Annotated in this window: 5 protein-coding genes; 3 read left to right on the top strand and 2 right to left on the bottom strand. The window is 75.0% G+C overall.

Features of this window, described 5'->3' with window-relative positions; all coding sequences use genetic code 11:
• The first annotated feature begins 88 nt into the window (after positions 1 to 88).
• A complete protein-coding gene (locus ACFTWP_RS15635; protein WP_380265060.1) occupies positions 89 to 685 on the top strand; it encodes a TIGR03086 family metal-binding protein in 597 nt (198 codons plus the stop codon).
• A gap of 12 nt (positions 686 to 697) precedes the next feature.
• Here ACFTWP_RS15635 and ACFTWP_RS15640 read toward each other — a convergent pair whose 3' ends face one another.
• On the bottom strand, positions 698 to 1,153 hold the full coding sequence (locus tag ACFTWP_RS15640; protein ID WP_380265061.1) for a (2Fe-2S)-binding protein: 456 nt from the start codon (positions 1,151 to 1,153) through the stop codon (positions 698 to 700).
• A 13-nt stretch (positions 1,154 to 1,166) separates the two neighbouring features.
• On the bottom strand, positions 1,167 to 3,437 hold the full coding sequence (locus ACFTWP_RS15645; RefSeq protein ID WP_380265062.1) for a molybdopterin cofactor-binding domain-containing protein: 2,271 nt from the start codon (positions 3,435 to 3,437) through the stop codon (positions 1,167 to 1,169).
• Positions 3,438 to 3,580: 143 nt separating this feature from the next.
• On the opposite strand from ACFTWP_RS15645, the gene ACFTWP_RS15650 reads away from it, so the two are divergent.
• Positions 3,581 to 4,009, top strand: a complete 429-nt coding sequence (locus ACFTWP_RS15650; protein WP_380265063.1) for a protein-tyrosine phosphatase family protein — start codon at positions 3,581 to 3,583, stop codon at positions 4,007 to 4,009.
• Between the two features lie 291 nt (positions 4,010 to 4,300).
• Entirely contained in the window at positions 4,301 to 5,896 is a 1,596-nt protein-coding gene (locus tag ACFTWP_RS15655) for a M4 family metallopeptidase (protein ID WP_380265064.1), read from the top strand.
• The last annotated feature ends 104 nt before the right edge of the window (positions 5,897 to 6,000 follow it).

Genomic DNA, 6,000 nt, shown 5'->3' on the forward strand with positions numbered 1-6,000 from the left:
GGCGCCATGGGCCTGTCGTTCCACCGCCGGCGGGCGCCGCGGTGGCAGCATCGTGGGGCCGGCACCGAACCGCCTCGAAAGGTCAGCCATGCCCGACTCCGACGACCCGGTCGAGCTCCTCGCCCGGGCGCTGCGCCAGGCGGGCGCGGTCGTCGCCGCGACCACCCCCGAGCAGGGCGGCCTGCCGACCCCGTGCCCGTCCTGGGACGTGACCGACCTGGTCGGCCACCTGCTCGACGACCTGAAGCAGTCCACCGTCCGGGCGAACGGCGGCACTCCGGACTGGAAGGCGCCCGCGGAGCGCGTCACCGCGGGCTGGCAGCCGGCCTTCGCGGCCGGCGCGGCGGAGCTGCTCGCCGCCTGGCGCCGGGCCGGCGACCTCGACGGGGTCGTGGAGGTCCCTGGTGCGGGCGAGCTGCCCGCCCGGTTCGCGGTCGACCAGCAGACCGCCGAGTTCGCCGTCCACACCTGGGACCTGGCCACGGCGACCGGGCAGTCCACCGACGAGCTGGACGAGACGGTCGGCCGGGCGGTCCTCGACTGGGGCCGGGGCGCGCTGCGTCCGGAGTTCCGGGGCGCGGAGAGCGACGGACACGCCTTCGGCCCCGAAGTCCCGATCGCGCCGGACGCCCCGCTGTACGACCGGCTGGCCGCCTGGTTCGGCCGCCGTCCGCAGGGCCGCTGACCGCGGGCCGGCTCAGCCCGCCGCCGCTGCCCTCCTGATCGCCTCGCGGATCCGCGGGTACGTCCCGCAGCGGCAGATGTTCTGGATCTGGTCGATGTCCGCGTCCGTCGGCGCCGGGTTGCGGCGCAGCAGGGCGACGGCCGTCATGATCTGCCCCGGTTGGCAGAAGCCGCACTGCGCCACGTCGCACTCCAGCCAGGCCTCCTGGACGGGGTGCAGCACGTCACCGTCCGCCAGCCCCTCGATCGTGGTCACCCGCCGCCCGGCGCACGCCCCGACCGCCACCGTGCAGGGCTGGAACTCCTCGCCGTCGAGGTGGCTGGTGCAGGCCCGGCAGACGCCCACCCCGCACCCGTACTTGGGGCCGGTGACGCCCAGCTTGTCGCGCAGCACCCAGAGCAGCGGCATGTCGTCGGGCGCGTCCACGGTGACCGGTCGGCCGTTGAGGACGAAGGTGTGACTGGGCATCGGTTCGGGCCCCTCAGAAGCTGATCGGGAAGGAACGGGGGCGCAGGCCGGTGGCCCGCGCGTACGCGTTGGCGACGGCGGCCGACGCGGCCGGGACGCCGAGCTCGCCGGCGCCTCCCGGCGGGCCGCTGGGCGGCATCAGGTGCACCTCCACGACCGGCGGGCTGTGCCGCTGACGGGCGTAGCGGAAGTCGGCGAAGCTGCCCTCCCGGACGGCGCCGCGGTCGATGTGGTTGCCGGCCTGCAGGATCACCGAGATGCCGTCGATCAGCGCGCCGGTCAACTGGGCCTCCAACCCGCGCGGGTTGACGGCCCGGCCGACGTCGGCGGCGATCACGGCCTTGGTGACGCGCGGCTGCGCCGGGTCGGTGGCGTCGATCTCGACCAGGTAGGCCGCGCAGGAGCGGTGCTCCTCGTGGAATCCGACGCCCTGGGCGTGCCCGGCGGGCATCGGCCGGCCCCAACGGCCCTCGGCGGCGACGGTGTCCAGCACCGCGCGGGCTCCCGCACTGCCCAGCCGGGCGCGGCGGAAGGCGACCGGGTCCTGTCCGAGGGCGCGGGCGATCTCGTCCGCCATGATCTCGTCCGCGACCCGGACGGTGCCCGAGTACACCGAGCGCCAGCTCCCGGTGGGGACGTCGAGCGGGACTTCGGCGAGCAGCTGGGTGGTCACCCCCAGCTGGTACGGGTTCTTCTCGGTGAGCAGGAAGAAGCCCTGGCTCAGGGTCAGCCCGCCGACCTGGACACCGAAGCCGGCGGCGGTCAGCGCCTCGCCGAGCCCGTGCCGGAAGTCGGTCTGCACGGTCGCCACCCGGTGCTCGTAGGTGAGCACCTGGCCGAGCGCGTGGGTGGCGCGGACGCGGTGGTGGCTCGCCGGGCGCATCCGGCCGTGCCGCATGTCGTCGTTGCGGGTCCACATCAGCTTGACGGGCCGGCCGGCCGCCCGGGAGATCCGCGCGGCCTCCAGGGCGGCGTCGAAGAACAGTCGGCGGCCGAACGAGCCGCCGCCGCGCACGACGTGGACGGTGACCGCGTCCTGCGGCAGGCCGAGGGCGGCGGCGATGCCCTGCTGGGCGACGATCGGGGACTGCGAGGAGAACCACAGCTCGGCGCGGTCCGGCCGGACGTCGGCGACGGCGGTCAGCACCTCCATCGGGGCGTGGCTGACGAACGCGAAGTCGAACTCGCCGTCCACGTGCAGGGTGAGCAGCGGCGGTACCAGGAACGGCAGGTTGGCGGCCCGCAGCCGGCCGCGGATGTCGGCGTCCGAGAGGGCGGCCAGCGGGCCGGGCCGCCAGGAGACCTGGAGCGCGTCGCGGGCCCTGATCGCCTGGTCGAAGGTCTCGGCGAGCACCGCCACCCCGCCGGGCAGCGGCACCACGGCCAGTACCCCGGGCATGCCGCGGGCGGCCGAGGCGTCGAAGGACTGCACACCGCCGTTGATCGTCGGCGGCCGTGCCACCACGGTCGGCACTGCGCCGGGGACGTCGAGGTCGCCCGCGTACCGGGCCCGCCCGGTGACGATGTCACGGGCGTCGATCCGCCCGGTGGGCGTGCCGACGAGACGCTGCCGGTCCGGCGGTTTGGGCGTGCCCGGTACGGCCGGGACGGTGACGGCCGCCGCCGCCGCGGCCAGCGAGCCGAAGCCGGCGCGGCGTCCGTCGGGCGCGAGGACGGCGGAGTCCTCGGTCCGCAGCGATCCGGCCGGCAGGTCCCAGAGCAGGGCCGCGGCCGTGACCAGCCGTGCCCGCGCGGCGGCCGCCGCCGCGCGCACCGGGTCGTAGAGCGAGCGGACCGAGTTGGAGCCGCCGGTCAGCTGGTTGAAGAGCAGGTCCGGCCGGGCGTCCGAGAGCGGCACGTCGACGTCGCCGAGCCGGGCGTCCAGCTCCTCCGCGACCAGCATCGCGACGGCCGTGGTCAGGCCCTGGCCCACCTCGGCCCGCGGCAGGTGCAGCACCACCCGCCCGGCGGCGGTGACCTCCAGCACCAGCAGGTGGGCGGTGGGCAGTCCGGCGAGGATGAGCGCGTCGCCGAGGTCGACGACGTCGGGCACCCCCGGCAGGCCGGGCAGCGCGCCGGCGGCGGGCTCGGCCGCCGCCGCGACCGACGGCTCGGCGGCGTCGGCCCCGAGCCGGGCGGCGACGGTCAGGGTGGGTGCGGCGAGCAGGTAGGTGAGGAACCTGCGGCGCCCGACGGGCTCGCCGTGGGCGGTGTTGGTACGGATCGCAGGGGCCTTCCCGCTGATGCCGGGCCTGGGCACCGGACGGTGAACGCCGACGAGCATAGGGAGGCGTTACTGACGGGTCAACATCACCGGGAGGTGGTCCGGACCGTCCGGGAGCGCCGCCGGCGGCGGTCGGAGGCCGGCCCGGCGTCCGAGCGCTCCGACGGCGACCCGAGGGCGGTGACGGGGGCTACGCTCACCCGGTGACCACGACCTGGGACCGCTCGGCGACCGGTGTCCTGTTCCTGCCCTCCGGCCGGCTCGTCCGCGGCCGGGGGCTGAGCCGCCCGCTGCCGCCCGGGTCGGTGCCCGCGTTCGGGCTGTACCTGCTGGGCCACCCGCCGCCCGCGGTCGCCTGGGAGGCCCGGTGGCTGCGGTGGCCCGACTTCCGGTTGCCGGCCGACCGCGTCGAGGCCGCCGAGGCCCTGCGCGAGCTGTGGGAGCGGGCCGCCGGCGAGCGGGTCGAGGTGGCCTGCGCGGGCGGGCGCGGCCGGACCGGCACGGCACTGGCCTGCCTGGCCGTACTGGACGGGGTGGCGCCCCGCGATGCGGTCGGGTACGTCCGTGAGCACTACTCGGCGCACGCCGTCGAGACGCCCTGGCAGCGCCGCTACGTCAGGCGGTTCCGGTAGCGGGCGCGCCCGTGTCGGCGGCGCCGCGCCCGTGGCCGCCGTGCCCTTCCGCAGCGGTGTCCCCTCCCGTGGCGGCGGCGGCACCTCCTGTTCCCGTGGCGGCGGACCTCGGGGCGCGGTCGGCTGCCGGTCGGGCGTCAGGTCCGGTCCGCTGGCGTCTTCTTGACCGAATGTGACCGTTCCTGGCTACGAAATGGTCAAGATTCGCTCCGGTGGATAGCGCAAATTGTCTGCTCATCGTCAAGCTCGGACGCAGCTCCATCCCTGCAGCTACCCCCCACAGGAGTCCGAGTGAGCCCCACCTCCGCGCGCCGCCGTAGCCCCGTACCCGGAGCGATAGCGGTCGCAGCCACCGCGGCGCTTCTCGCCGCGACCGTCCAGACCGGATCGGCCGCCCCCGTCACCACCCGCGACACGGCGATCGCCCACGCCAGGGCCAACGTCACCCACAACGCGTCCCTGTTCGGGTTCAGTGCCGACCAGGACCTCCAGGTCAAGGACGTCGTGATCGACCAGGACGGCACCCAGCACGTCCGCTTCGACCGCACCTACCGCGGACTGCCCGTCGTCGGCGGCGACCTGGTGGTGCACCAGAGCGCCAAGGGCCGCCTCACCGACTCCTCCCGGGCGGCCGCGCACGACGCCGCCGTCCGGTCCACCGTCCCGGGCGTCCCCGCCGAGCTGAGCGCCGGCCGCGCGCTGCAGAGCGCCCCGGGCATCACGGCCGCCACCAGCACCCCCGAACTGGTCGTCTGGGCCGCCGACGGCACCCCCCGACTGGCCTGGCGGACCACGGTCGCGGGCGTCGGCGAGCACGGCCAGCCCGCGGGCCGGGTCGTCGTCACCGACGCGACCACCGGCGAGCAGATCGAGGCGTACGACTCCGAGCAGGAGGCCACCGGCACCGGCCGCTCGGAGTACACCGGCACCGTCGGCATCGACACCACCGCGCAGAGCGGCGGCTACGCGCTGATCGACCCCGTCCGCAAGCACACCACCAAGGATGCGCGCAACGTCTCGGCGAACTCCATCAACGCGAGCTCGGGAGTGCTGTTCACCGACGCGGACAACACCTGGGGCGACGGGCGGAAGTTCTCCACCGACCGCGCCACGGCCGCCGTCGACGCCCATGCCAACACGGCCTGGACGTACGACTACTACAAGAACACCTTCGGCCGCAGCGGCATCAAGAACGACGGCAAGGGCGCCACCGTCTTCGTGCACGTCGGCACCAAGTGGGACAACGCCCAGTGGTCCGACAGCTGCTTCTGCATGATGACCGGCGACGGTGACGGCGTGACCGACCCCGAGCAGGTCGACCTCGACACCATGGGCCACGAGATGACCCACGGTGTCACCAGCGCCACGGCCAACCTCCGCTACAGCGGCGAGTCCGGCGGGCTGAACGAGGCCACCAGCGACATCTTCGGCACGATGGTGGAGTGGTACGCCGCCAACGCCGTCGACACCCCGGACTACCTGTTCAGCGACCAGTCGACCCCGCCGTGGCTGCGCCGGTTCGACAAGCCCTCGCTGGACGGCGCCTCGGCCGACTGCTGGTCGAAGAAGGTCGCCCAGCTGGACGTCCACAACTCCTCGGGCGTGGGCAACCACTGGTTCTACCTCGCCAGTGAGGGCAGCGGCGCCAAGACCGTCAACGGTGTCGCGTACAACAGCCCGACCTGCAACGGCTCCACGGTGACCGGCATCGGCAACCAGAAGGTCGCGGCGATCTGGTACCGCGCGCTGACCGTCTACATGACCTCCACCACGAACTACAAGGGTGCGCGGGTCGCCTCGCTCAGCGCCGCCAAGGACCTGTACGGGTCGGGCAGCGCCGAGTACAACGCGGTCGCCGCGGCCTGGAGCGCCGTCAGCGTCAGCTGACCCCGCCCGCCCGTCGGCTGCTCCCGCCGTACCGCCGGGGGGGGGCGGGCCCCCCCCCCGGCGGGCGGCGCGGGGGGGGGCGGGGGGGGCCGCGGCGGGCGGGG

It is taken from the genome of Kitasatospora sp. NPDC057015 (genome assembly GCF_042673745.1).
Classification (GTDB): Bacteria; Actinomycetota; Actinomycetes; order Streptomycetales; family Streptomycetaceae; genus Kitasatospora.

Bases quoted from the DNA above. Each gene is read 5' to 3' on its own strand.
- ACFTWP_RS15640 (WP_380265061.1), bottom strand. From the start codon at position 1,153: ATGCCCAGTCACACCTTCGTCCTCAACGGCCGACCGGTCACCGTGGAC.
- ACFTWP_RS15635 (WP_380265060.1), top strand. From the start codon at position 89: ATGCCCGACTCCGACGACCCGGTCGAGCTCCTCGCCCGGGCGCTGCGC.
- ACFTWP_RS15645 (WP_380265062.1), bottom strand. From the start codon at position 3,437: ATGCTCGTCGGCGTTCACCGTCCGGTGCCCAGGCCCGGCATCAGCGGG.